Origin of the sequence: Halopseudomonas phragmitis, from assembly GCF_002056295.1 — a bacterium.
Lineage (GTDB): Bacteria > Pseudomonadota > Gammaproteobacteria > Pseudomonadales > Pseudomonadaceae > Halopseudomonas > Halopseudomonas phragmitis.
In genome coordinates, this window is record NZ_CP020100.1 from 2,043,395 (window position 1) to 2,068,174 (window position 24,780).

At 59.6% G+C, this 24,780-nt stretch carries 25 protein-coding genes; 16 read left to right on the forward strand and 9 right to left on the reverse strand.

What is annotated here, in order from left to right:
• Positions 1-45 precede the first annotated feature (45 nt).
• The gene (locus tag BVH74_RS09365; protein WP_080049796.1) at positions 46-522 is read right to left on the reverse strand and encodes a hypothetical protein; all 477 of its coding nucleotides are present in this window, start codon (positions 520-522) and stop codon (positions 46-48) included.
• 312 nt (positions 523-834) lie between these two features.
• On the opposite strand from BVH74_RS09365, the gene BVH74_RS09370 reads away from it, so the two are divergent.
• Genes BVH74_RS09370 through arcC form a run of 4 tightly spaced genes read left to right on the forward strand, consistent with a single transcriptional unit; the run spans position 835 to position 5,466 of the window.
• Entirely contained in the window at positions 835-2,286 is a 1,452-nt protein-coding gene (locus tag BVH74_RS09370; protein WP_080049797.1) for a YfcC family protein, read from the forward strand.
• A gap of 24 nt (positions 2,287-2,310) precedes the next feature.
• Positions 2,311-3,540, forward strand: a complete 1,230-nt coding sequence (locus tag BVH74_RS09375; protein ID WP_080049798.1) for an arginine deiminase — start codon at positions 2,311-2,313, stop codon at positions 3,538-3,540.
• A gap of 17 nt (positions 3,541-3,557) precedes the next feature.
• Positions 3,558-4,559 carry an ornithine carbamoyltransferase gene (locus BVH74_RS09380; RefSeq protein WP_080049799.1) on the forward strand — a complete coding sequence of 334 codons (1,002 nt, stop codon included), beginning with the start codon at positions 3,558-3,560 and terminating at the stop codon, positions 4,557-4,559.
• A 1-nt stretch (position 4,560) separates the two neighbouring features.
• Positions 4,561-5,466: a carbamate kinase gene (gene arcC / locus BVH74_RS09385; protein ID WP_080049800.1), complete on the forward strand. Its 906-nt coding sequence runs from the start codon at positions 4,561-4,563 to the stop codon at positions 5,464-5,466.
• 73 nt (positions 5,467-5,539) lie between these two features.
• Here arcC and BVH74_RS09390 read toward each other — a convergent pair whose 3' ends face one another.
• The 3 genes from BVH74_RS09390 to BVH74_RS09400 form a co-directional block, all read right to left on the reverse strand.
• Positions 5,540-6,172 (reverse strand): glutathione S-transferase family protein, encoded by a 633-nt coding sequence (locus BVH74_RS09390; protein WP_080049801.1) that lies wholly within the window; start codon positions 6,170-6,172, stop codon positions 5,540-5,542.
• Positions 6,173-6,234: 62 nt separating this feature from the next.
• The gene (locus BVH74_RS09395; RefSeq protein ID WP_080049802.1) at positions 6,235-6,939 is read right to left on the reverse strand and encodes a helix-turn-helix transcriptional regulator; all 705 of its coding nucleotides are present in this window, start codon (positions 6,937-6,939) and stop codon (positions 6,235-6,237) included.
• Between the two features lie 15 nt (positions 6,940-6,954).
• Positions 6,955-7,470, reverse strand: coding sequence for a YqhA family protein (locus BVH74_RS09400; protein ID WP_231705501.1), 516 nt, complete (start codon positions 7,468-7,470; stop codon positions 6,955-6,957).
• A 196-nt stretch (positions 7,471-7,666) separates the two neighbouring features.
• On the opposite strand from BVH74_RS09400, the gene chrA reads away from it, so the two are divergent.
• The 3 genes from chrA (at position 7,667) to BVH74_RS09415 (ending at position 11,316) form a co-directional block, all read left to right on the forward strand.
• On the forward strand, positions 7,667-8,992 hold the full coding sequence (gene chrA / locus BVH74_RS09405) for a chromate efflux transporter (protein ID WP_373279491.1): 1,326 nt from the start codon (positions 7,667-7,669) through the stop codon (positions 8,990-8,992).
• A gap of 103 nt (positions 8,993-9,095) precedes the next feature.
• The gene (locus BVH74_RS09410; protein WP_080049806.1) at positions 9,096-10,025 is read left to right on the forward strand and encodes a sulfurtransferase; all 930 of its coding nucleotides are present in this window, start codon (positions 9,096-9,098) and stop codon (positions 10,023-10,025) included.
• 106 nt (positions 10,026-10,131) lie between these two features.
• A complete protein-coding gene (locus BVH74_RS09415; protein WP_080049808.1) occupies positions 10,132-11,316 on the forward strand; it encodes a YeeE/YedE family protein in 1,185 nt (394 codons plus the stop codon).
• A 65-nt stretch (positions 11,317-11,381) separates the two neighbouring features.
• On the opposite strand, the gene BVH74_RS09420 is transcribed toward BVH74_RS09415, so the two are convergent.
• Entirely contained in the window at positions 11,382-12,194 is an 813-nt protein-coding gene (locus tag BVH74_RS09420) for a M48 family metallopeptidase (protein WP_080049809.1), read from the reverse strand.
• A 288-nt stretch (positions 12,195-12,482) separates the two neighbouring features.
• On the opposite strand from BVH74_RS09420, the gene BVH74_RS09425 reads away from it, so the two are divergent.
• Positions 12,483-14,618, forward strand: coding sequence for a methyl-accepting chemotaxis protein (locus BVH74_RS09425; protein WP_080049810.1), 2,136 nt, complete (start codon positions 12,483-12,485; stop codon positions 14,616-14,618).
• A gap of 11 nt (positions 14,619-14,629) precedes the next feature.
• On the opposite strand, the gene BVH74_RS09430 is transcribed toward BVH74_RS09425, so the two are convergent.
• The 3 genes from BVH74_RS09430 to BVH74_RS09440 are packed head-to-tail and all read right to left on the reverse strand — an operon-like array spanning position 14,630 to position 15,739.
• Positions 14,630-15,277: an SOS response-associated peptidase gene (locus BVH74_RS09430; RefSeq protein WP_080049812.1), complete on the reverse strand. Its 648-nt coding sequence runs from the start codon at positions 15,275-15,277 to the stop codon at positions 14,630-14,632.
• Positions 15,274-15,534, reverse strand: coding sequence for a putative signal transducing protein (locus BVH74_RS09435; protein ID WP_080049814.1), 261 nt, complete (start codon positions 15,532-15,534; stop codon positions 15,274-15,276). Before BVH74_RS09435 ends, BVH74_RS09430 begins: the two co-directional genes overlap by 4 nt.
• Positions 15,535-15,544: 10 nt before the next feature.
• Complete coding sequence (locus tag BVH74_RS09440; RefSeq protein WP_080049817.1) at positions 15,545-15,739, reverse strand: CPXCG motif-containing cysteine-rich protein; 195 nt, start codon at positions 15,737-15,739, stop codon at positions 15,545-15,547.
• A gap of 220 nt (positions 15,740-15,959) precedes the next feature.
• Between BVH74_RS09440 and BVH74_RS09445 the strand changes: the two genes are divergently transcribed.
• Positions 15,960-17,102: a 1-acyl-sn-glycerol-3-phosphate acyltransferase gene (locus tag BVH74_RS09445; RefSeq protein WP_080049819.1), complete on the forward strand. Its 1,143-nt coding sequence runs from the start codon at positions 15,960-15,962 to the stop codon at positions 17,100-17,102.
• 100 nt (positions 17,103-17,202) lie between these two features.
• On the opposite strand, the gene BVH74_RS09450 is transcribed toward BVH74_RS09445, so the two are convergent.
• Positions 17,203-17,481: a hypothetical protein gene (locus BVH74_RS09450; RefSeq protein ID WP_080049821.1), complete on the reverse strand. Its 279-nt coding sequence runs from the start codon at positions 17,479-17,481 to the stop codon at positions 17,203-17,205.
• Between the two features lie 289 nt (positions 17,482-17,770).
• Here BVH74_RS09450 and BVH74_RS09455 point away from each other — a divergent pair, with 289 nt between their 5' ends.
• From BVH74_RS09455 to mnhG, 7 genes are all read left to right on the forward strand, one after another.
• Positions 17,771-18,232: an outer membrane lipoprotein gene (locus BVH74_RS09455; RefSeq protein ID WP_080049823.1), complete on the forward strand. Its 462-nt coding sequence runs from the start codon at positions 17,771-17,773 to the stop codon at positions 18,230-18,232.
• Positions 18,233-18,581: 349 nt separating this feature from the next.
• Positions 18,582-21,305, forward strand: coding sequence for a hydrogen gas-evolving membrane-bound hydrogenase subunit E (gene mbhE, locus BVH74_RS09460; protein ID WP_080049825.1), 2,724 nt, complete (start codon positions 18,582-18,584; stop codon positions 21,303-21,305).
• Entirely contained in the window at positions 21,305-21,697 is a 393-nt protein-coding gene (locus tag BVH74_RS09465) for a sodium:proton antiporter (protein ID WP_080049827.1), read from the forward strand. Before mbhE ends, BVH74_RS09465 begins: the two co-directional genes overlap by 1 nt.
• Positions 21,694-23,187, forward strand: a complete 1,494-nt coding sequence (locus BVH74_RS09470) for a proton-conducting transporter transmembrane domain-containing protein (protein WP_177344523.1) — start codon at positions 21,694-21,696, stop codon at positions 23,185-23,187. The genes BVH74_RS09465 and BVH74_RS09470 overlap by 4 nt, the downstream gene beginning before the upstream one ends.
• Positions 23,187-23,684: a Na+/H+ antiporter subunit E gene (locus BVH74_RS09475; protein ID WP_080049829.1), complete on the forward strand. Its 498-nt coding sequence runs from the start codon at positions 23,187-23,189 to the stop codon at positions 23,682-23,684. Before BVH74_RS09470 ends, BVH74_RS09475 begins: the two co-directional genes overlap by 1 nt.
• Positions 23,674-24,003 (forward strand): MrpF/PhaF family protein, encoded by a 330-nt coding sequence (locus tag BVH74_RS09480; protein WP_080049831.1) that lies wholly within the window; start codon positions 23,674-23,676, stop codon positions 24,001-24,003. Before BVH74_RS09475 ends, BVH74_RS09480 begins: the two co-directional genes overlap by 11 nt.
• Positions 24,000-24,341, forward strand: coding sequence for a monovalent cation/H(+) antiporter subunit G (gene mnhG, locus BVH74_RS09485; protein WP_080049832.1), 342 nt, complete (start codon positions 24,000-24,002; stop codon positions 24,339-24,341). The genes BVH74_RS09480 and mnhG overlap by 4 nt, the downstream gene beginning before the upstream one ends.
• Positions 24,342-24,780 lie beyond the last annotated feature (439 nt).

Genomic DNA, 24,780 nt, shown 5'->3' on the forward strand with positions numbered 1-24,780 from the left:
GCGACTAGAGGCGGGCACTGATATTTCAGTGCCCGCAGGATGGCGTTATGGAGTTTGCTGCGACGGCTCTGGGGCCGCGACAGCGGCTGGAGCCTGGGCTGCAGACTTGTTTGCCAGTTTCTCGACGTTCATGGCGATTGCCAGCAGCAGGATCAGACTTTCCTTGAAGAACGACATCAGGATCACGGCGAAGTAGAAATACACCACTACCCCGATGGCGCTGCCGATGCCGCTGAAGAAGCCAACCCGGAACATCACGCCGAACAGGGTAATCACTGCAACTACTGCGCCGACGAACCAGGATAGGAAGATCAGACCATCCCAGGCTGCGCGAATCCAGTCAAATACCGGAAATTCCGATTTACTGCTGGCGTCGTCCGGGTTGCCGGCTGCCTGGCGGCGTTCAGCCAGACGCAGGGCGGCGCCTTTCCAGATTGACCAGGGAATGGTGAAAAAGCGCACGACGCAGACAATCAGGGCTTGAATGACGGCGGGGCCGAGTTTTTCTTGCAGTTGGGACATGACAGCTCCTTGCTTGGGGTTATGGTCTTCAATGGGTCAACGCCCAGCATTATGCCAGCATTGAGTGAGCACCGGTGATATTGGTGATGAAGCTGGTTGCGCCGATCACAGGGCTAAAACGACTGTTTTCTGGTGCCGGTTAAGTACTGCCCTTAAGGTGGGTTGGAATTGACTCAGATCAGTTGCTAGCTGTCGGAGCTGTTCTATGCTGAGACAGTGCGCCCAGCTCTGGCTTGCCTTCTCACGGCGCACCGCAGGCTTGGCAGTCCCAGGAGTAGCCTTCGCTGAGGCACCATGGATAGGAGAGTCCTTATGGCGGATGACAACGCACCCGCGCAAAACCAAAATCTTGAAGAAGATCTGGCCAGCCGTTTCCCTACGGCTTACAGCATTCTGTTTTTGCTGATCATTCTGGTCGCTGGGCTTACCTGGATCATTCCCGCCGGGCAGTATGAACGGGTTATGAATGAGGAAATTGGCCGGGAGGTTGCCTTGCCCGGCACCTTTGAGGTGGTCGAGCCCAATCCGCAGGGTTTTGTCGAGGTGCTGATGGCGCCGACGGCAGGGTTCTATGATCCGGACAGTTATGCCGCCAACGCCATCGATGTGGCCTTGTTCGTACTGTTTCTCGGCGGTTTTCTCGGGGTGGTGAATGCCACCGGGGCGATCGATACAGCAATCCGCAGTGCCATGCACAAGCTGGAAGGCCGAGAGATCTGGATGATCCCGATCCTGATGATCCTGTTCGCCCTGGGGGGGACGACCTATGGCATGGCCGAAGAAACCCTGGCGTTTTATGCCATTCTGATCCCGATCATCATTGCTGCCGGCTATGACGCGGTTACCGGGGTTGCGATCATCCTGATTGGTGCCGGCATTGGCGTGCTGGGCTCGACCATCAACCCCTTCGCGACTGTGATCGCATCCAACGCTGCCGGCATTCCCTTCACCGAGGGCATGGTGATGCGCCTGGTGCTGTTGATCGGCGGCTTGCTGATCTGCTGTGCCTATGTGATGCGCTATGCCCAGAGGGTCAAGAACGATCCGTCAAAATCCATCGTGGCGCGCCAGCGCGAAGCTCACCGCAAGCTGTTTTTGCAGGGGCATGATGAGATCGACGATTTCACTCTGAGCCTCACCCAGAAACTGGTGCTGGTGATCTTCGTCCTGACCTTTGTGGCGATGGTCTGGGGCGTGTCATCCCAGGACTGGTGGATGGCCAATATGGGCGCGTTGTTCCTAGGTGCGGCAATAGTCGTTGGTCTGGTGGCCCGGCTGGGAGAAAAACGTCTGACCAGTTGTTTTGTCGATGGCGCCCGCGATTTGCTCGGGGTGGCCTTGGTGGTTGGTCTGGCCCGGGGCATTGTGGTGATCATGGAGCAGGGCATGATCGCTGACTCGATTCTGCACAGCGCCGAAACCACGCTGGGTGGCATGTCGGCTCTGGGTTTCATCAATCTGATCTTCTGGATCGAAGTGGGCATGAGCTTCTTCGTGCCGTCCTCGTCCGGTCTTGCCGTACTGTCGATGCCGATCCTGGCGCCGTTGGCGGATTTTGCCAACGTCAGCCGCGACCTGGTGGTGACAGCCTATCAATCGGCCAATGGCCTGGTGAACCTGATCAATCCGACGTTCGCGGTGGTGATCGGTGGCCTGGCGATAGGGCGGGTGTCCTATGACAAGTGGCTGGTGTTCATCTGGCCGCTGCTGCTGATTCTGACCATCTTCATCAGCGTGGTAATCAGCATCGGCGCCTTCCTGTAATTCACTGGAAAAAGGAATTTTCACATGACAGAACCTACTCTTGGTGTCCATTCGGAAACCGGTGTGCTGCGGCAGGTCATCGTTTGCCGCCCGGGGCTGGCCCATCGCCGACTGACGCCCAGCAATTGTGATGCGCTGCTGTTTGACGACGTTTTCTGGGTCAAACAGGCGCAGAAGGACCATGATGTTTTCGCCAGCCTGATGCGAGCCCGAGGTGTCGAAGTGCTCGACGTCAACGAACTGCTGGGCGAAACCCTAGATATCGAAGAGGCTCGAGCCTGGATTCTTGATAATCGAATCAACTGGAATCATGTTGGCGTCGGCATGGTCTCCGACCTGCGCGCCTGGATGGACGAATTGCCAGGCCAACGGCTGGCCGAGTTTCTGATTGGTGGCCTACAGGTCAACGATCTGCCGTTCGACCCGACGGGGCTGTTCGGCAACCATCTGGGGCCCTATGGTTTTGTACTGCCGCCGCTGCCGAACTTTCTGTTCACCCGCGACAACAGCGCCTGGATCTACGGTGGTGTGACCCTGAACCCGATGTATTGGGCGGCCCGCAAGCCGGAAACCCTGCTGATGGCGGCGATCTACCAGTTCCATCCCAAGTTTGCCGGCAAGGTCGAGGTACTGTGGGGCGATCCGCTCAAGGACCACGCCCTGGCCACCCTGGAAGGGGGCGACATCATGCCGGTCGGCAATGGCGCGGTGCTGGTGGGTATGGGTGAGCGCACCTCGCCACAGGCGATTGGTCAGTTGGCCAGCGCGCTGTTTGCCAAGGGGACGGTCAACCGGGTGGTTGCCTGTCAGATCCCCAAGACCCGCTCGGCGATGCATCTGGATACGGTATTTACCTTCTGCGGTGGCAATGTGGTTACCAGCTTCAAGGAAATGGCCGATCAGATGGTCTGCTATGACCTGCGCCCGGGCGCAGGCGGCAAGCATCTGTCATTCAGCCAGGATCCGCGGCCGATGTTCGATGTTGTGGCCGATGTGCTCGGTTATGACTCGTTGGTGGTAGTGCCGACCGGGGGCGACAATCCCGCCGAGCGTGAACGCGAACAATGGAACGATGGCAACAATGTTCTGGCGCTGAGCCCGGGCGTGGTGATTGGTTATGACCGTAATGACGACACCAACGCTGCGCTGGAGGCAGCAGGCATCGAAGTATTGAGCATTCCTGGTGCGGAGTTGGGCCGGGGTAGGGGTGGTGGCCGCTGCATGAGCTGCCCAACCATTCGCGACGCTATCTGACAGCAAGGAGCACCACGATGGCTTTCAATCTGAAAAATCGGCATTTTCTCACCCTGCGTGACTTTAGCCCGCGGGAAATTGCCTTTCTGCTCAAGCTGGCCGCCGACCTGAAAGCGGCCAAGTATGCTGGTACCGAAATGCCGCTGCTGCAGGGCAAGGACATTGCTCTGATCTTCGAGAAGGATTCGACCCGGACTCGGGTCGGCTTCGAGGTGGCGGCGTTTGACCAGGGTGCCAGGGTGACCTACCTGGGGCCCACCGGTACTCATATCGGTCACAAGGAGTCGGTCAAGGATACCGCCAGAGTGCTTGGGCGTGTGTATGACGCCATTGAGTACCGTGGCTTTGGTCAGAATATCGTCGAAGAGCTGGCACAGTACGCTGGGGTACCGGTTTACAACGGCCTGACCAATGAGTTCCACCCGACCCAGATTCTTGCGGACTTCCTGACTATGCAGGAAAACATCGAAAAGCCGCTGCGCGAGGTCTCTTATGTGTTTATCGGTGATGCTGCCAACAACATGGGGGACAGCCTGTTGATTGGTGGCGCCAAGATGGGGATGGATGTGCGTCTGTGTGCACCTAGAGCCTGCTGGCCACATGCTGATATCCAGCAGGAGGCGCAGGAAATTGCTCGCACCACTGGTGCACGGATCACCATTACCGAGGATATCGACAGCGCCGTGGCCGGGGTCGATTTTGTCTATACCGATGTCTGGGTTTCGATGGGGGAGCCAGCGGAAAAATGGGCCGAGCGGATCAAGTTGCTGCTGCCCTACCAGGTCAACGCCGAACTAATGGCCAAAACCGGCAACCCGCAGGTGCGCTTCATGCACTGTCTGCCGGCCTTCCACAATACCGAAACCGCAGTTGGTAAAGATATCCAGGAGAAGTTCGGTCTCGACGCCATGGAAGTGACTGAGGAGGTATTCGAAAGTCCCGCTTCGATCGTGTTCGACCAGGCGGAAAATCGCATGCACACGATCAAGGCGGTGCTAGTCGCCACCTTGGGGGCCTGACGTGCTGGTCGTCGCCGCCTTGGGCGGCAATGCCCTGCTAAAACGTGGTGAACCGCTGACCGCCAGTACCCAGCGGGCCAACGTCCAGATCGCCGCCAAGTCATTGGCGGCGATCGTGCGGGCCGGGCATGATCTGGTTGTGACCCATGGCAATGGCCCGCAGGTTGGTCTGTTGGCCCTACAGGGGGCAGCCTACAAGCCGGATGAGGCTTATCCCCTGGATGTGCTGGGGGCGGAAACCGAGGGGATGATCGGCTATATCATCGAGCAGGAGCTGGAAAACGCCCTGAACCACGATCGCCCGGTCGCTACCCTGTTGACTCAGGTTGTGGTGGATCAAGATGACCCGGCGTTCGAAAAGCCGACCAAGTTCGTTGGTCCGGTGTATGAGCGCGAGGAGGCCGAGACCCGGGCCAAGGCTGCAGGCTGGCATATCGCCCAGGATGGAGATAAGTGGCGCCGGGTCGTGCCGTCACCCAAGCCGCTGGAAATCCCCGATATGCGGGTCATTCGCCTGTTGCTGGACAAGGGCGTAGTGGTGATCTGTGCCGGTGGCGGCGGGATTCCGGTGTTGCGTCGTGATGACGGTAGCACCGTGGGGGTGGAGGCTGTTATCGACAAAGATGCCGCCAGCGCCTTGCTGGCCCAGCAGCTTGAGGCCGATGCGTTGTTGCTGCTGACCGATGTCGATGCCATTTACCGGGGCTTCGGTACTCCCAGCGCGGCCGCGATTGACTGCCTGAGCGTTGAGCAGGCCCGCACCCTGGAGCTGCCGGCCGGCTCGATGGGGCCGAAACTGACGGCGGCTGCCGACTTCGCTGCCAGGGGCGGTCTCAGTGGCATTGGCCGCCTGGAAGATGCTTTGGCGATTCTCGACGGTCAGGCTGGCACCCGCATCCTCGACTGAATGACCCATACAGCGCGAGCATTCGCTCGCGCTGTATGGCGATCTTCTTGCCCAGATTCTGGTGCAGCTGCCCCTAGGTCCCGGGAAACGGAAAACGGGCCATGGCCGCTTCAATCTGTTCCATGCTGCGTCGATGGGCTGGGCGCTGTTCAAGACCTTGCCAGTAAGTCACGAACTCCGGGCGTTTATCGATGGTGCCGAACTGCATGCCCCAGCCGATATGCGAACCGACATACACATCCGCCGCCGAAAACCGCTCGCCGGCAATGTACTGGCGCCCGCGCACGGCATCGGCCAGCACATCCAGCACCTGCTCTGGTCGGCCACAACCCAGTTGCATTTGCTGTTCGGGGGTCATCTCGATGCCGCAGGTGCGCAGTCCGAAGCTAGCCTCAAGCGGTCCGGCGACGAAGAACAGCCAGCGGTAATAATCGCCGCGCTCGGACAGTGCCGGTGCCAGATGCGCCTCAGGGAAAGCATCGGCCAGATAGGCGCAGATTGCCGCGGCTTCGGTCATCACCACCTCACCGTGCTTGATCGCCGGGACCTTGCCCATTGGGTTGATGGCCAGATATTCCGGGGCCTTCATCGATTTGCCGTATTCCAGATATTCGATCTGATATGGCATGCCCAGTTCTTCCAGCATCCAGTGCACGATGCCGCCACGCGAGTAGGGGTTGGTGTAAAAAATGATGTCCTGTTCCATGTTGCACTCCTGAGTTCCGTTGAAAGAAGGCCCAGCTTAGTGCGAGGTGCTGACAGATTTTGTCAGCAGTGTGCTTCGGGGCAGGAGTCATTATGGTCCAGAGTCGTCAACCATGCCTGGCGCAGGGCATGGCGGCGGCGCGGATAGTGTTCCGGCAGAAGCCTGGCAGCCTCGATCCGGTCGGTCCGGAAGTGACGAAAGCCTTGTCGCAGCTCGCACCAGGCCGCCAATACCCGGCTCGATTCAAAGAACACCAGGCTGATCGGCCAGATCAGCCGTTGCGAGGGGTTGCCGGCCTCGTCGCGGTAGTGGAGCTGTAGCTTGCGTTCTTCACTGATGGCCTGACGCAGGACCGTAAGCGCCACGGTCTGCGGTCTGTCCCAACCTGGTCCTACCAACAGTGCGTCATCATCAAGCCGGGCATTCAACGCGCGTGGCAACACTGCCGACACCTTGGCCAATACTTCAGTTGCGGCGCTGGCCAGTTGTTCATCAGCCCGCTGCTCGACCCACTTAAGGCCCAGCGTCAGCGCTTCGACCTCCTCGCCGGAGAACATCAGTGGCGGCAACATGAAATCCGGTTTGAGTACATACCCCAGCCCCGGCTCGCCGTCGATCTGTGCCCCAATGGCTTTCAACTCGGCGATGTCGCGGTACAGGGTGCGCAGCGATACTTGCAGTTCACTGGCCAGCGCCTGGCCGCTGACTGGTCGGCGATGGCGGCGCAGCAACTGCATCAGTTCAAACAGGCGGGTTGTGCGGGACATGTGTGCGGCCCTGATTCATTCCATGTTTTTCGAGGCATAAATGGCGGCGAAGATCACCAGTGCCACAGCTGCGCCGAAGTACAGAGTCATTAGTGTGGCGCCGTGTTCTACGGCCTGCTCAAGGAACAGAATCACCATGATGACTACGGAAACCTGGATGATGGTGGTTTTCAGGTCGTGAAAGTTCTTGATGTTCAGAGCACTGAGAAAGGCGCTTTGCTCCTTGTGGACCGGCGTGATGAAGAGCCGGTAGAGACCAACGGCAATAATCTGGAATGAAATGGCAATCAGCAGCAGATCCAGCACTTTAAGCAGCTTTACCGCCAGTATCTTGCCGTCGTCAGAGCTTCTTGGCATGTCCTGGAACAGCTCGATGAATATATGCGCCAAAGCGCTCAGGCTGGCAAAGTACAGCAGCACTGCAGAAAGCGCCGCTGCGGCGACGGCGACCAGGACCAGAAGGCGGCTTTTATGAAAGGCGTGCTCTATCATTTGCTTGTCCTTGTTGTTTTGAAGGCATTCCAATTCCACAACGTTAGTCTAGGCCCACGGCCGCCTACTACCATCCGGACAACGACTTGTGGTTACCAGTGTGCCGCGACTTTGGTGATTGACCAAGTGTCAGCCACAAGCGCGTAGCAGTTGTGTGGCATAGTTAGCCCCGGTTCAATGGTCTGGAGTAAGGCAAGTGACGGCAGAGCATGATGCAGCTGTTGGGGGGCGGGCAGTGGTGCCGGTGAGTTTTTATCAGGCTTTTGTGTTCTGGTTGAAGTTGGGTTTCATCAGCTTCGGTGGCCCTGCCGGCCAGATCGCGATCATGCACGAAGAGCTGGTGGAGAAGCGCCGCTGGCTGTCGGAGCGGCGTTTTCTCCATGCCCTGAACTATTGCATGTTGCTGCCGGGCCCTGAGGCACAGCAACTGGCGATCTATATCGGCTGGCTGTTGCATCGGACCTGGGGTGGGATTGTTGCCGGTGTGCTGTTCGTGCTGCCGTCGTTGTTCATTCTGATTACGTTGGGTTGGGTTTATCTGGCGTTCGGCGATGTGCCGCTGGTGGCCGGGATTTTCTATGGCATCAAGCCAGCGGTAACGGCTGTCGTGTTTCAGGCCGCCTGGCGGATTGGTGGACGGGCGTTGAAGAATCGTTGGTTGTGGGCGATTGCCGCAGCGGCCTTTGTGGCGATCTTTTTCCTCCGGCTGCCATTTCCGCTGATCGTGATCGGTGCCGGGGTATTGGGGGCTCTGGGTGGCTGGCTGGCACCACGCTACTTCCAACTGGGTGGCGGTCATGGGGCCGCGGACAAACACTATGGCCCGGCCTTGATCGATGATGACACGCCGCCGCCAGAGCATGCGCGCTTTAGCTGGTGGCGGTTGACGCGTCTGTTGCTGGTAGGCGGGGTGTTGTGGCTGCTGCCGATGGCGTTGCTGGTGGCACTGTATGGCTGGCAGGGTCACTTGACCCAGATGGGCTGGTTCTTCACCAAGGCGGCACTGTTGACCTTTGGTGGCGCCTATGCGGTGTTGCCCTATGTCTATCAGGGGGCGGTGACCGGTCATGGCTGGGTCACCCCAACCCAGATGATCGATGGTCTGGCGCTGGGTGAAAGCACCCCTGGGCCGCTGATCATGGTGGTGGCTTTTGTCGCTTTTGTCGGTGGCTATGTTCTGGAGTTGTTCGGCCCGGAGCAGGCGTTTCTTGCCGGTGCCCTGGCGGCGACCTTGGTTACCTGGTTCACTTTCCTGCCGTCTTTCCTGTTCATTCTAGGCGGCGGACCGCTGGTCGAGTCGACTCATAACGAGCTGAAGTTTACGGCACCGCTGACCGGGATTACGGCTGCGGTGGTTGGGGTGATTCTCAATCTGGCGCTGTTCTTCGGTTACCACGTGCTCTGGCCGCAGGGTTTTGACGGGCGCTTCGATTGGGCTTCGGCCGTGATTGCGGCTCTGGCGGCCCTGGCGCTTTTGCACTTCAAGCGCGGGGTGATGGAAACTCTGACCGGTGCGGCGCTGCTGGGCTTGCTGGTGTTCTGGTTGGGGTTGGCTTCCTGATCTGCGGTTATATGCTTATCGGTAAATAATCTGGGGTCGGCGCCACGTGGGGCCTGGGACAGGCTAGGCTTGAATATGCCAAGGTCCACGTGGAGGCCATGTCATGCGTTGCAAATCCCTGTTTGCCGTCCTGTTGGGGACGGTGTTTGTGGTGTTTCAGGCCAGCCGGGTTTTGGCCGGAGCGGCGGATGTGCTGGTCAGCACCGCCTGGCTGGAGGAAAACCTCGATAATCCTGACCTCCGAATCGTGGAGGTCAGCGTCAACCCCGGCCAGTTCGAGCGAGCCCATATTCCTGGTGCGGTGAACTTCGTCTGGCATACCGATCTGGTTGATCCGGTTCAGCGTGATATTGCATCGGCGGAAAATTTTCAGAAGCTGCTGCGTGAGGCCGGCATTTCCGATGGCACCACAGTGATTCTCTATGGTGACACCAACAACTGGTTTGCGGCCTGGGGTGCCTGGATCTTCGACGTATACGCCGTGCCGAACGTCAAGCTGCTCGATGGTGGCCGGGCGAAATGGGAGGATGAGAGCCGGCCCATGACCAACCGGGTGGCCAGTTATGCTCCGGGCAATATCACCCTGGGTGAGCGCAATGAAATGATTCGTGCGCGGCTCAGTGATGTGATGGCGGTGGTCGATGGTAGTGATCAGGCCAAACTGGTGGATATTCGTTCGCCCGACGAGTACAGCGGCCGGATTTTCGCTCCGCCGGGTGTCCAGGAACTGGCGGTGCGCGCCGGGCATATTCCCGGGGCAGTGAATGTGCCTTGGGGTGAGGCGGTGGCCGCCGATGGCACCTTCAAATCTGCCGATGAGCTGCGCAAGGTCTATGCCGCGGTGGGTATCGATGGCAGCGAGCCGGTCATCACCTACTGCCGGATTGGTGAGCGTTCCAGTCATACCTGGTTTGCCCTGAGCAAGATCCTCGGCTATGAGGTACGTAACTACGATGGTTCCTGGACCGAGTATGGAAACACCGTAGGGGTGCCGGTGGTGAATCTGGCCGGTACCGTCTGGGGCGGCAAATAGCCCCTGCCGAGGCTGTGGCGGTGGGCGTTGATTCCCACCGCCCGCTAAAAGGTTCCAAAGGTTCGCCGTAGCTCCTCCTGGCTGCGGCCTGGGGCGGGGGATGCCTATGCTGCGGACGGAGGCGGTGCAGCGGTCGTCATGGTTGTCACTGGTGGCGGCTGCGCTGGTGGTCTTTGGGGTATTGCTCTGGGCCTGGCTGCTGGCCACTCCGACTCCAGCTGGGCGGGCATTGAGTTTCTCGCTGCTGAGCGGGGCGTTGTTCGGGGTCTTGTTACAGCGCTCGCGATTCTGCTTTTTCTGTATTACCCGTGACTTCTTCGAACAGGGCGATGCCCGTGGCCTGCTGGGGCTGGTGACTGCGTTGGTAGTTGGTACGCTCGGTTATCACGCGCTGTTCGGCACTTTTGTACCTGATCCTCTATCCGGTCGCTTGCCGCCGGATGCCCATATCGGTCCCTTGAGCTGGGTACTGGCGCTGGGTGCGCTGGTGTTCGGCCTGGGTATGGCTGTGTCTGGTTCGTGCATTAGCGCCCATCTGTATCGTTTGGGTGAGGGTTCGCCGGTGGCGCCCTTTGCCCTGTTCGGTGCGTTGCTGGGGTTTGCTCTGGGGTTTATGAGCTGGAACCGGTTGTATCTGCTGGCTATTGAGCAGGGGCCGGTCATCTGGCTGCCTGGGCGGCTGGGGTATGGCGGTTCATTGCTGCTGCAGTTGAGTTTGCTCGCGGCCCTGGCCTGGCTGCTGGCACGCTTGGGGCGCCCCGCCGAGCCTGAGCCGCCAGTGAGTCTGGGGCAGGCGCTATGGCGTCGGCGTTGGCCTGTGCATATCGGCGGCATTCTGATTGGCATGCTGGCGGTGGTCAGTTACCTGCGGGTGGCGCCGTTGGGGGTGACGGCCGAGTTGGGCAGTTTGTCGCGCACGGCGGCCAGCGGGCTGGGCCTGCTGCCGGAGCGGCTATTGGGATTGGACGGGTTTGCCGGATGCGCGACAGTGGTCAAGCAGGCGCTGCTGTCCAATAACGGGGTGTTTGTGGCTGGGCTGGTGTTGGGTGCCTGGGTCGTGGCACTGCTCAGTGGCGATTGGCAGCCCCGCTGGCCACGATTGGGAGAAGCGCTACGCGGGCTCTTGGGTGGGGTCATGCTGGGGTATGGGGCAATGCTGGCGTTGGGCTGTACGGTCGGCACGCTGCTGTCCGGCATCATGGCTGGCGCCGTGTCCGGTTGGGTGTTTGCGTTGTTCTGCGTGCTGGGAGTATGGCTGGGGTTGCAGCTCAGGCGTTGGGGCGGTTGGTAAGGCAGGAGGTTTGCTTGGTTGCCACGACACCGCGAGAAAGTGTTGTGGCAACCAAGGAGGGTGCCTTAGCGCTTGGCGGCTTCGTACAACGGCTGCACTCGTGGAATCGCGTTCTGCAGGTTCTGAATCCGCCCCGAGTGTGACGGGTGAGTGCTGAGGAAGGCCGGTGGCTGGCCTTGTGAGGCGCTGGCCATCTTCTGCCACAGAGTGACTGCGGCTTGCGGGTTGTAGCCAGCCCGGGCGGCCAGTTCCAGGCCGATCAGGTCGGCTTCGGTTTCGTTGCCGCGGCTGTTGGGCAGGGTCAGGCCATATTGTACGGCGGCGTCGGCGGCCTGGCGGCTGACTTCGCCCAGCCCCAGCAGGGCAGTAGCGACCTGGGTGCCAGTCTGAGTTACGTAGGCGCGGGAGATGGCTTCGCGGCCATGTTCACGCAGGGCGTGGGCAATTTCGTGGCCCATGATCTGGGCAATTTCATCGTCGGTCAGGTTCAGCTTCTCAACGATACCGGTATAGAAGATGATCTTGCCGCCGGGCATGCAGCTGGCGTTGAGCTGGTCGTTCTTGATCAGGTTGACCTCCCAGTTCCAGCTCGGCGCATCGGCGCGGAAATGCCGGGTTTGCGGAATCAGGTCGTTGGAAATGCGGCGTAGCCGGTTGAGCATGGCGGTGTCGGTATTGAGGACTTTCTTTTCCCTGGCCTCTTCGAGCATCTTGGCATAGGACTCGGCCGCCATCTGGTCGACCTGAGCGCTCGACAAGGCGCTGAACATATACTGCTGGCGCTGTACGCCAACGGCACCGCCATCGGTGGTTTGTACGGTTTCACAGCCGGCCAGCCAGATCAGCGGCAGGCCCAGAATTAGTGCACGGATACTCATGGGTGGATTCCTTTCATGAATTTCGGAACATCTGAAAAACTACCTGCGTTGGCCATACTGCGTTAAAAATGGCCTCAAGATGCTCATTTACAGCACGTAAACTGCGCTCTTTCGGCTATTTTTGCCTTGTCTTGCCTGCCTCGGCTACGTTTTTCAAAGATTCCTTAACTGAATTTTATCCTTTGACATGTCGCCTGGCCAAAGTATTCCTGACGGTGGGGAAAATCCTGAAGATTTTTTGCGCCCCGCCGATAAGCCCTGTATGGGGTGAAATATTGAGGGTCGACGATGAAGTTCAAGTCCATTCAGCTGTCCATTGCGGTGCTGGCCGGTGCCAGTCTGTTTGTCGCCGTGGGTGCCATGACGCTGTACACATTGTATGCCTCCGACCGCAGCCAGGAATTTGTCCAGGCGCGTAGCCAGCAGTTGCTGGAAGGATTGGTCGAAGAGCGTTTGGCAGGGATAGCCGAAGGGGAGAGTGAGCGCATTCGCCGGCGTCTGGAGTATCCGCTGGTGGTTACCGGGCAGTTGGCGACGCTCAACCAGATGCTGGGTGAAGTTCAGGATGACGCCCTGCCCAGTCTGATGATGAGTCGCGAGGAAATGAATCGGGTCACGCGTAAGCTGCTCGAAGTCAACTCTGACCTGCTGAGTCTGTATGTAGCCTGGGAACCGAACTCGCTGGATGACCTGGACGAATACTATGAAGGGGTCACGACGGGTGGGTATGAGGGTTCAGGGCGATTCATGCCCTGGTGGTACCGTGATGACAGCGGCAACCTGGTGCTGGAAGCATTGACCGAACTGGAAAGCACTAACCTGCTGCCAACCGGGGTCAGGGAAGGTGAATATTACCTGTGCCCGAAGGAAACCTTGCGTCCCTGCGTGATTGATCCGGCCGCTTATGAAATGTCTGGGCAGATGCAGCTGTTGTCATCGTTCAATGTGCCGATCATGGTCGATGGCGAGTTCATGGGAATTGTTGGTGCTGACTTGTCGCTGAACTTTATTCAGAGGATGCTCGAGCAAAGCAATGCCAGCCTCTACAACGGTAGCGGTAAACAGGCATTGATCAGCACTAATCAGCGCCTTGTAGCCTATACCGGCAATGATGCACAGCCGGGTGACCCGGCCGAACGCATTCTCGATGCCAATGAGCTTGCCAACCTGGCTCGTCTCGGCGACAGCCTGATTTATGAGGTTGATGAAGCGGGAGGGCATATCGAGCTGATCATGCCGATCCGTTTTGCTGGTACGGATGCGCGTTGGGTCTATCTGATTACCCTGCCGCTGGATGCGGTGATGAGTGATTTGCTGAGTCTGCAGGGTGAGCTGGAACGCCAGCAGGCCAGTGACTCCATGACCATGGTGATCATCGGTCTTTTGGTGTCGCTGGCCGGGGTCGGAGTGATGGCGCTGGTGGGCTACAGCCTGGCACGCCCGGCCCGGCAGTTGTCGAGCATGCTGGAAGGTATCGCCCAGGGTGAAGGGGATTTGACCCGGCGTCTGGAGATCGACCGTGCTGATGAACTTGGCGCTATTGCCCGTGGCTTCAATGCTTTCCTCGACAAGTTGCAGGCCATGATGCGTGAGGTGGTTGGCTCGGTGCAGCAGGTGACCGATGCCTCGGAAACTACCGCCGATATCGCCATGCGCACCAACGACGGGGTGCAGCGGCAGCTCAGCGAGATCGATCTGGTCGCTACGGCGGTAACGGAAATGACTGCTACTGCCCAGGATGTGGCGCGCAATGCGACCCAGGCGGCCGAGGCAGCCAGCAATGCCGATGGCTCGGCCAACCATGGTCGGGAAGTGGTGCGGGCGACCTCGCAGACCATTCAGCATCTGGCTGAGGATATCCAGCGCGCGGTGCTCAGCGTGCAGGATCTGGCCCGCGACAGTGAGAATATCACTGGTATTTTGCACACCATTCGCGGTATCGCCGAGCAGACCAATCTGCTGGCGCTCAATGCTGCGATTGAGGCGGCCCGGGCAGGTGAGCAAGGACGCGGCTTTGCGGTAGTGGCTGACGAGGTGCGCAATCTGGCGCAGAAGACTCAGGCCTCGACCGAAGAAATTCAGCAAATGATCGAGCAGCTCCAGCAAGGCACCCGGGAAACCGTCAAGGTCATGGAGCAGAGTCGGGCTCAGACCGAGCAAAGTGTGCTGCAGGCTGAGGAGGCCGATGCCGCCCTGACCTCGATCACTCAGGCGGTGTCGGTCATCAATGAGATGAACACCCAGATCGCCAGTGCCGCCGAGGAGCAGAGTGCGGTAGCCGAGGATATCAATCGCAATGTGGCGACCATTGACCAGGTCGCCAAGTCGGTAGCCGAGGGGGCTCAGGAGGCTTCTGAGGCCAGCGCCGGGTTGACCAAGCTGGCCGAGCACCAGCGCCGCCTGATCAACCAGTTCCGGGTTTGATCAGGGGTTGATCAGGGCTGGATCAGGGGCCCGGTGGGCGTGCAGCAGATCGGCCCCTGGGTTTGTGGACTGCTCATTGCCGGGGTTACCGGGTGCATCAGGTCTACCCGTGAGTCGGCATTGAGCAGTAGTGGTTGCAGGGCCTGCGTCGCGGTGGCGTTGGCCAGCCACAGGCTTTGCTCGGCCTGATTGAGGCTGACCGGCATACGCTCGGCCAGGCGACTGCTCAGGCCCTTGGCGGGCACTGTGATCAGCGCACAACTGTCCCAATAGCTGCCGTCATCCAGACTGTAGCGCTCCCATAACCCGGCCAGGGCCAGGCCACCTTCCCGACGGCGCAGATACCAGGGCTGCTTGCGTCCGCCCTGGCTGTGCCAGAGAAAGTAGCCATCCACCGGAATAAGACAGCGACGCTGGGCAAGGGCCTGGCGGAACATCGGTTTGTCGTGCAGGTATTCGGCCTGGGCGCTGAATGGCGCCCGACTCAGGTCGCGCAGCCAGCCGGGCGTCAAATTCCACAGAGTCTGGACACACTCCAGGCGATTGTCAGCCTTGCGCAGGATCAGCAGCCGCTGGCCTGGCGCCAGATTCCAGCTGGGCTGCCAGCCGGCAGGGGTGTCGCGGTGTGGGGCATTGAACTGGGCCAGGCGTCCGCTCATGTCAGGGCTGGCTCACTTTCGGGGTCATCAAACTCATCATCCAGTGGGGTGGCGTGTTGCCAGTCGTTGATCAACTCGCGGGCCAGTCCCAGGTCCGCAGGCTCGACCCAGAGTCCCAGCAAGTCATGAGCTGGCAATTCTCCTACCGCACCTTGCAGGTACTGGCCGGTAAGATGGCAACGGATATGGTGGCTGCTCAGCAACTGTTTTAGCAGCTCGGCTTCGATCAGATCACGGGGGTTATAGGCACACAGCATGGCGTAGTGGTCAGTCCTGCTCGCGGCGCAGGTCGATATGATAACCGTCCTGGTCGGGATCGATCCACAGGTTGACATGGATCGCCTGGCAGCAGACCTGACAGTCCTCAATGTAAGACTGGCTGCCGCCGGTGAGATCCAGCAACAAGGTAATCGCCTCGCCGCAGTGGGGGCATTGCAGCATGGCTTCTTCGAGCGCTTGCATGGGCATGACCTCCGGCAGTGATTGACCTATCCTAGGCTGTGACATTCAGTGTAGTCCGATCGTCAACCGGGCGAAACCGACCAGAGCAATTGAGACTCTGGAACGGGCCGCGCATAATGCGCGGCCCAGGGAAATCCTGAAGACAGGCAGTGAGTACGGGTTGGGCCGGCGCTGCTGTTTGTCAGGATATCCCCAACACCCACGTGTGACGAGGAGCCCCATGGCCGAGTTCGATGCCATAAGACCCTACAATGATGACGAAGTCCCGGCGGTGATGCAGCGTCTGTTGCGTGACCCTGAGTTGCTGCAGATGTTTGCCCGCTACCGGTTTCCCAGTCTGTCCCGTTGGCTGATGGGGCCGCTGGTGGCTCTGATTGGTGGTCGTCTGCGCCGCCAGGCGCGCAATATCCATACAGTCAGCGAACTGCAACAGCGGCTGGAACCCTATCTGAACCGGTTGATCGAGAGCAGTACGCTGGAAGTGACCTACAGCGGTCTGGAACATCTGGCCAAGGATCGACCGTATCTGTTTCTGGCCAATCACCGCGATATCGTCATGGATCCGGCGTTCGTCAATTACGCGCTTTACCATGCCGGCCACCCGACGCCACGGATCGCCATTGGCGACAATTTGCTGCAACGGCCCTTTGTCAGTGATCTGATGCGGCTGAACAAGAGCTTCATTGTCCACCGGTCGCTGACCGGGCGCCGCGAGAAACTGGCGGCCTACCAAACTCTGTCGGCCTATATCTGCCATTCGATTGCCTCGGGGGAGTCGGTCTGGATCGCCCAGGCCGAAGGCCGAGCAAAGGATGGCAAGGACGAGACCGACTCGGCAATCATCAAGATGTTCTGTATGAGCCGCAAGGACGAGCCGTTCCCAGAGGTGATCCGCTCGCTGGGCATCGTCCCGGTGTCCATCGCCTATGAGTGGGACCCCTGTGATCTGATGAAGGCGCGTGAGCTGGAACAGCGCGAGCGGACTGGTGGTTACGTCAAACAGCCGGGCGAGGATGATCGCTCAATAGCTCAGGGGCTGACCGGTTACAAGGGCCGGGTGCATGTGGCCTTTGGTGAGCCGCTCCAGGCCGAGTATGCCGATGCCAAGCTGGTGGCGCGTGAGTGCGACCGGCAGATTCTCGGGTCCTACCGCTTGTATGTCAGCAATTATCTTGCCTTTGAGCGGCTGCCCGACGCACCTCAGATTGAGCTGGGTGACTGGCGTGCGCAGTTTGATACCGTGACCCTGAAGGTCGAACAGGAGCGTTTCGAGCAGCGTCTGGCCGCCTGCCCGGTTGAGCAGCAGCCGTTCTGGTTGTTGCAGTATGCCAATCCTGTGATCAGTCGCGCTAAGGTTGGCTAGGGTCTGCGGCTGTGATGGGCTGCAAACAGGTGTTCGCGCTCGCGGAGCGCCCCTGCCCTGAAATTGCCGGGGCAGGAGCGGCCGCGGCCGCGAAAACATTCTACAACTGGGTGCTGATCAGACTCAGGACCACAGCCAGTACCAAGCACACCGTACCTACTGCATAAAACATGCGGTTGACCCGCACACTGGCGTTGTCAAGGCTCATGTCGCCAGCACTGGCTGGGCTGGTGGCCAGACGGGCGTTGGCGCGGGCACTACGTACTTGCGTGGCAATCCATAGCCAACTGCCGCAAACGGCGTAAAACAGCGCCAGTCCATTGAGAACCAGAGCCGGATGACTCAGATAATACATCCAGGCAGCCTGAAACACGGGCATGCGTGACCTCCGGACATGCTCGGCAACCTGCTCGTTTTCTTGTTGTTATGGCTGGGTTACAACGAAGCGTTAAAAAGTGAATGACAGGATATCGGCATATACCGATTCCGACTTAAAATCGCTCGAATTTTAACCTAAAGCGTGTCCGGCATTCGACCATGACCTACCAAAAACCGATCAAAGGCACATGCGTTCAAAACGTGGCGTTGTAACCTGAAGTGAAAAACCGCAACATTTGAATGTTGATGCAGTCAAAATCATCAAGTCCTCCATATTTAGGGATATACCCATGAAAAAGCCTTTACTTCTCAGTGCCCTGCTCAGCAGCTTGCTGGTGGTCGGTGGGTGCGCCTCGCAACTGACCGGTGATGTCTATAGCCGTGATCAGGCCCGCGCTCCACAAACCGTGCGTCTGGGCACCGTCGAGTCTGTCCGCCTGGTACAGATCGAAGGCACCAAGACTGTGATTGGCCCGGCCGCAGGTGCCGCAGTGGGCGGTATTGCCGGTAGTGGTGTCGGTGGTGGTCGTGGCAGCGCCATCGCCACCGTGGTGGGTGCGGTTGCCGGTGGTATGGTCGGCGCTGCTGCCGAGGAAGGCATTACCCGTAGCCAGGGTGTGGAAATCACCGTACGTGAAGACGACGGCCAGACTCGCGCCTATGTGCAGCAGGTGTCCAACAACATCAGCTTCGCTCCGGGTGACCGGGTGCGGATTCTGACTGTGAATGGCGAGTCTCGGGTTACCAAGTAACCTGTGCAAGTCGGCACTCCCGGTTGTCATCACGGGCGGCGCAGCCGCGTGGTGATCCATGGCTACTGATGGATTACCACGCTGCTGTGTAACTCATCAAAATCAAGTTCTCCCCGCAATAATCACACCCCCAAGCCTGTTCCCGGGCTAGTAATTTGCTTCAAATTGCTACAAGCGTAGTGGCTTCCCCTTCTTATTTATATTGCTATCCCGATAGTTCTCGTCTATGGGTTTAACCGGGGCTGTCAAGATGTTGTCTGATTGGCAACCTATGGTAAGTAAATGATTTACCAAGCCGTAACGGAGATATCCGGCCCATGTTGAGTTCCATCCGTACAGGATTGTGGATATGCATGTCAGTTTGCTAGCCATTGCTCTCAATGCCTTGTTGGCGCCCTGGATCTGGCGCATGGCACCGCGTCATGCCGGCTGGTTGCTGGCGCTGGTGCCGGCGGCCTGTTTTGCCTGGTTCGTAGCGGCTATCCCTACCGTGGCTGCGGGCGAGGTGCTGACCGCCAGCATTGCCTGGGTGCCGGCCCTGGATGTGGCCTTGACCCTGCGTCTGGACGGTCTGTCGCTGCTGTTCGCTTTGCTGATCACCGGTATCGGTGCGCTGATCGTGCTCTATTCGGCGGGCTATCTGCACGACCATCATCATCTCGGGCGATTTTACGCCTACCTGCTGACCTTCATGATGGCCATGCTCGGTCTGGTGTTGGCCGATGACCTGATCGCCATGTTCGTGTTCTGGGAGCTGACCAGCGTGGCTTCCTATCTGTTGATCAGTTACCAGCACGAGAAGGGCGAGTCGCGCCGGGCTGCGTTGCAGGCACTATTGATCACTGGCGGCGGTGGCCTGGCACTGTTGGCTGGCTTGGTGTTGCTGGGGATTGCCGGTGAAGCCTGGCAGTTCTCGGCGCTGGAGAAGGCGGTCGTCCAAGCCCACACGCTGTTCCCGGCGATCATGCTGCTGGTGCTGGTGGGCTGCTTCACCAAGTCGGCGCAGTTCCCGTTCCACCTGTGGCTACCCAATGCGATGAATGCGCCGACCCCGGTATCGGCCTACCTGCACTCGGCGACCATGGTCAAGGCCGGTATCTATCTGCTGGCGCGGTTGAATCCGGTACTCGGTGGCGGCACTGGCTGGAGCACTATCCTGATCGGGCTGGGCGCGCTGACTGCGGTGCTAGGTGCGGTGCTGGCGATCCGGCAATACGACCTCAAGCGCATGCTGGCCTATACCACGGTAACCGTGCTGGGTCAGTTGACCATGCTGATCGGCACCAACACCACTTATGGTTTGCAGGCTTTTGTGTTGTATCTGGTAGCACACTCGTTCTACAAAGGCGCGTTGTTCATGGCAGTCGGTGCGATTGACCATTCCACCGGTACACGAGACCTGCGCCATTTGGGTGGCTTGATCAAGCTGATGCCGGTAACCGGCTTTGCTGTTGGACTGGCGGCGTTCTCCAATGCTGGTCTGCCACCGTTCTTCGGTTTTATCGCTAAAGAGTTCAAGTACACCGGTCTGATGCAAATGGGCAGTATCGGCTGGACTGTGACTTTGGTGATGATTCTGACCAATGCCTTGTTGGTAGCGGCTGCGGCGCTGATCTTCTTCCGCACCTTTCTGGGCAAGCGTGGTGATTGGCCGGGGCATCCGCACGAGGTGTCACCGTTCATGTGGCTGGGGCCGCTGCTGCTGGCGATTGGTGGCTTTAGCCTGGGGGCCTGGAATCACTGGCCGGAAACCTGGTTGGTCAACACAGCGGTGCAGAGCGTGGCTACCGGCCCGGTCGAGGTCAGCCTGTATCTGTGGGGCGGCATAACCCCGGCGGTGTTCGCCAGTGTCCTGACGTTGGGGCTGGGGGCCTGGTTCTACTTCCATGCCGATCAGGTCCGCTATCTGGCAACTCAGCTTGGCAAAGCCTGGAACTACAGCGGCGACCTGCTCTGGGATCTGCTGCTCAACCGGGTATTTCAGGTGGCCGGTTGGGTGGCACGACAGTTCCAGCATGGTTCGTTGCGTCTGCATATGGCGCTGATGACGCTGATGATCAGCATCAGTGTTTTGGGTTGGGCGCTGGTGGTCGGCGTGCAGCCATTGCAGGCTGAAAACCTCTCGGCCATTACCGTGCCGGGCGTGATTGGTTGTCTGCTGGCTCTGGGTGGGGCCGCCGGTGCCGCTTTTATGCCTGGTCGCTTGGCGCTGGTGGCCTCGCTGGGGGCTAGTGGTCTGGGGCTGGCCTTGTTCTTTGTGTCTATCAATGCGCCGGACGTGGCTCTGACCCAATTGATGGTCGAAACCCTGACTGTGGTGTTCCTGGCCATGGTACTGCGGCGCTTGCCGATGGTTCCGGCCAGTGGCTCGCGCTATCGCCGAGTCAATATCTGGCATGGCGTAGTTGCCGTGGTGTTGGGGCTGACCGTGACGCTGATGATCATGACTGCGGTCAGTCAGCCGTTACCGGGAGATCTGGCCGAGTGGTTCCTGGCCAACAGCCTGCCGGGTGGCTTTGGCAGCAACGTGGTCAATGTGATTCTGGTTGACTTCCGCGCCGTGGATACCTTGGGTGAGATCGTTGTGGTGGCTATTGCCGCGCTCGGGGCTTCGACTCTGCTGGGTGCCGGGCAGGTGGCCGATCCCAAGCCCAAGGGCATGCCGGAATTTGGCTCGGTGCTGCTGCGTCAGGGCATGCGGCCGTTGGCGGCGATTTTGTTGATAGTGTCCTTGGTGATTCTCTGGCGCGGCCATAACTTGCCGGGCGGTGGCTTTATCGGCGGGCTGGTAGCGGCGACCGGCTTCACTCTGTTGGTGGTGACCTTTGGTCGCGGTATTCAGCGTGGGTTGGAGCGGGTAACCCCACCCACCCTGATTGGTTTGGGGTTGGCCTGTGCGGTTGGTGCCGGGTTCTTCGGGTTGGCCAGCGGCCAGCCTTATATGAGCGGGCACTGGATTGACGTGGCCGGGATCAAGTTGGGTACACCGCTGTTGTTCGACATTGGCGTGTTCCTCACCGTGTTCGGTTCGGTGATGCACATGCTGCGTAATCTGATCGGGAGGGCTGGCTGATGGAATGGATTGCCGCCATTACCGCCGGCATCATGGCCGCGCTGGGCGTGTGGATGATGCTGGACCGCCACTTGATGCGAGTGGTACTGGGTATTGCCGTGCTGGGCAATGCGATCAATCTCGGGGTATTGACTACCGGACGTTTCGCCGGTGAGCGGGCGGCCTTCGTGTTCGGCAACGAGGTGGTAACCGATGCGGCCAACCCGCTGCCCCAGGCACTGGTGTTGACCGCGATTGTCATTGGCTTTGCGCTGTTTGTATTCGCTCTTGCGGTGCTCAAGCGGACCCATGAACTGCATGGGGACAAGGATACCGACAAGGTCAGTGCGTCTACCGAGCAGCCGGCTCCAGACCATAACGAGGATCACCATGAGCCGGAGGGCCGGGCATGATGAATATCTTGTTGGTCCTGCCGGTGGTCATTCCGTTGACCACGTTGTTGCTGGGCCTGTTGGTCAAGCGCCACCACGCCTGGGTGTCGTTCATCAGCCTGGCCGGCAGCCTGGCACTGTTGGCGGCCGGGGTCTGGCTGGTGATGCTGGCTGCCCAGGGCGTGGTGCTTAGCGGTCAGATGGCCAACTGGGCGGCGCCCTATGGCATCAGTCTGGTGATTGACCGGCTGTCTGCGGTGATGGTGGCGATTACCGGGGTGATTGGTCTGGCAACCCTGGTATATGCCCATCGCCAGCCTATGCCGGCCGATTTTCTGCGCGATGTGCACCTGTTTGTTCAGGGCCTGCTGGCCGGTATCTGTGGAGCCTTCATCACCGCTGACGTGTTCAACCTGTATGTCTGGTTTGAGGTGCTGTTGATCGGCTCGTTTGCCCTGATTGCGCTGGGCGGTGGTGAGCGTCGGCTGGCTGGGGCCATGACTTATCTGGTGCTGAACATGCTGGCGACCCTGATGTTCCTGCTGGCGGCCGGTCTTGTCTATGGCTCCACGGGAACGCTAAACATGGGCGAACTGGCGCTGATCTTCCGTGCCGATCAGGCCACTTCCGGAGCCTGGCTGGGTGTCATGCTAATGCTGATGTCGTTCGCGGTGAAGGCGGCGCTGTTCCCGTTGTTTGGCTGGCTACCGGCCAGTTACCACGTGGCCTGGACCCCTGTGTCGGCGCTGTTCGCTGGGTTGCTGACCAAAGTTGGGGTGTATGCCCTGATCCGGATGGTGACCTTGCTCTGGCCTGAGCCGGGGATGGTGCATACGGTACTTCTGTGGGTGGCCTGCGCGACCATGATCATCGGGGTGCTGGGGGCGGCGGCGCAGACCGAGGTACGGCGGATTCTGTCGTTCCATATCGTCAGCCAGGTCGGCTACATGGTACTGGGGCTGGCGCTGGCGACGCCGCTGGCTCTGGCTGGCGCAGTGTTCTATCTGATTCATCATATTGTAGTGAAGGCCAACCTGTTCTTCGTCGGTGGCGTGGCCGCGCGGCTGACCGGTTCGGAGCGTTTGGCAGCGATGGGCGGGTTGTATGCCAGCAAGCCACTGCTGGCGGTGCTGTTTGCGATTCCGGCGCTGTCGCTGGCCGGGATTCCGCCGCTGTCCGGTTTCTGGGCCAAGTTCGTGCTGGTCAAGGCCAGTCTCGATGCAGGGGTTTGGATCGCGACGTTCTTCGCCCTGCTCACTGGGATCTTTACCCTGCTGTCGATGAGCAAAATTTGGAACGAAAGCTTCCTCAAAGCTCACCCGCAGCCCGAACAACTGGGTGTTGCCGGTGATGGGCCGAGGGGGGCCTGGCTGACCATGATCGTGCTGGCAGCGATTACTGTGCTGATCGGCTTTGGCGCTGGGCCGGTGATGGAGTATGCGGTGGCCTCGGCCGAGCAACTGGTCGAGGCGCCAGCCTATCTGCAACTGATCGAACGGGGAGGTGAGTGATGGTTTTTGTCCATCTGTTGCTGACCAGTTTGCTCAGCCTCTGGTATGACGGCGCAACGCTGGCCAGCTGGCTGCTGGCGTTCGTGCTGGTCTATGGGCTGTTGAAACTATTGGGCCTGCTGCTGCCGGTATGTCGAGTCTATGCCATGCGGGTCGAGGCCGGGGCGCGCTTCGTGCCCTGGTTTACCTGGAAAGTGTTCAGTGCCTCGCTGGATGTGGCGCTGATCGTGATCAACCCGCGCCGACAGGTCAATTCGGCGGTGGTTCAGGTCCATCTGGATACTCAGGACCGTCGGCTGGTCACGGTTATTGCCTGTTTGCTGACGCTGACACCGGGTACCCTGGCGCTATCCTACCGGCCTGGTGAACTATTCGTGCACGTACTGGATACAGCCTCGGCCGACCCGGTACAGCAGGCGATTCATGAAATCGAGTTGCGCTTGATGGCTTGGGTCTATCCCATGGGAGACAAACTGGGAGGCAAACATGACGGTTGAACTGGCGGGTGCCTATTGGGTGCTGCCGTTGGCTGGTGCCATGTTGGTGAGCAGCGCGGTATTGATCATGTGGCGGTTGCTGGCAGGGCCGAGTCGTCCGGATCGGGCGGTGGCGGTGGATGCCATGACTCTGATCGGAGTGGCCGGGGTTGGAGTGGTCGCCCTGGTCCGTGAGCAGGCGGTATTGCTGGATGTGGCTATTGTGCTGGCGATCGTCAGTTTCCTGGGTAGCGTGGCTTTCGCACTGCTGTTCAAGGGTACCCACCACAGTGATGACCCGCATGATCAGCCGCCTGAGCGCGGGGAGGCGGGGCTATGACGTTCTGGTCGGTGGGAGCCTCGGTGCTGGTGTTGCTCGGGGCGTTGCTGAGTCTGCTTGGGGCTTTGGGGGTGTGGCGTCTGCCAGATGCTTATACCCGCATGCACTCGGCCAGCAAGGCCGGAGCCCTGGGCGCTATTCTGGTACTGCTCGGGGTGCTGTGTGCTACTGGGGGACAAAGCTGGTTTGCGGTGTTGCTGGCAATTGCCGTGCTGCTGATGACCGCGCCGCTAGCGGCTCATGCGATTTCCCGCGCTGCCCACCGGGCTGGTGTTAAACCTTTGGTCGGGCCCTTGGGGGATGCGCTGGAGCGGGCAGGTGGGGATCAGGATCACTGATTTGGTGTACCAGGGAAACACTGATTAAGTCTAGGTCGGGGCCTACCCGATTGGTGCTGATTCTGTTCCGATGTGCTGTGAACCCTGAAGCAAAGCAGTGCCGCCAAATACGCCAACGGCTGGTTAGGGCGAGCCGCAGCGATCAGTGTTCGCTGCCGTGTAGTTGCAGCACAACTGCACCGAGCTGTGGCGGACTCCGTATGGATTGCTTCAGGCCTTCGGCCGTTCGCAATGACGGTGGAGTGGATTTTGGCGTTCGTGTGTACAGGACTGCTGCGTATCTGCTCCACCGTCATTGCGAGCCGCGTAGCGGCGTGGCAATCCAGGTGCGTGGGTGTAATGACTCGGTGTACAACTGCAGATTGTCTGCCTGCTTGATCAATGCTGGCATGACCTTATTTGGCCGGTGTTTTCTCAGGCGGCTTCTCAATCATTCCTA